Here is a 994-nt window from a genome sequence, read left to right as displayed (position 1 = left end):
TCAGGCCAAACCGGTGTCGTGTGATACCCGTCGGGGGTTGCGGCATCGGGGTTGCGGGAGCGTGTGTCCCGGTTCCGACGGACCGGGCGTGAGTTAGAAAACCGTGTGCGAGACGAACAGGATTGGATGCCTGGCCGTGGAGGGTGATGGCCCCGTAGTCGTATGCGCATGGTCTCATGATCGCGTGTTCCCAAGTAGCGCGGGCCTCGTGGAATCCCGTGTGAATCCGCCCCGACCGTGGGGTAAGCCTAGATATTCCTGTCCGACCGATAGTGGACCAGTACCGTGAGGGAAAGGTGAAAAGCACCCCGGGAGGGGAGTGAAAGAGTACCTGAAACCGTGCGCCTACGATCCGTCGGAGCCTCCCTGGTGGGGTGACGGCGTGCCTATCGAAAAATGAGTCTGCGAGTCAGTGGCAGGTGGCGAGCGTAACCCGTGTGGGGTACGCGTAGCGAAGGCGAGTCTGAATAAGGCGTCTGAGTCGCTTGTCCTGGACCCGAAGCGGGATGATCTAGCCCTGGGCAGGTTGAAGCGCGGGTAGGACCGTGTGGAGGACCGCACCCACCTGGGTTGAAAACCGGGGGGATGACCTGGGGCTGGGGGTGAAAGGCCAATCAAATTCCGTGATAGCTGGTTCTCTCCGAAATGCATTTGGGTGCAGCGTCGGGTGATTGCTTGCGGGGGGTAGAGCTACTGGATGCTTGAGGGCCCATACCGGGTACCGACAGCAACCAAACTCCGAATACCCGTCAAGTGTATCCCGGCAGTGAGTCGGCGGGGGATAAGCTCCGTCGTCGAGAGGGAGACAGCCCAGACCGTCGTCTAAGGTCCCCAAGCGCGTGCTAAGTGGGAAAGGATGTGGAGTCGCATAGACAGCCAGGAGGTTGGCTCAGAAGCAGCCATCCTTGAAAGAGTGCGTAACAGCTCACTGGTCTAGTGGTTCCGCGCCGACAATGTAGCGGGGCTCAAGCACGCCACCGAAGACGCGGCAGCA

1 rRNA gene (only partly in view) is annotated in these 994 nt (G+C 60.7%); it reads left to right on the top strand.

The window, feature by feature from the left end:
* A 23S ribosomal RNA gene (locus AC1AYP_RS10580) occupies positions 1–994 on the top strand; its annotated part runs 781 nt beyond the window's last position; the annotation flags it as partial.

This window comes from Bifidobacterium sp. LH_424 (genome assembly GCF_056356895.1).
The sequence above is the reverse complement of the archived record's forward strand: the minus strand, read 5'-3'. Positions and strand labels throughout refer to the sequence as shown.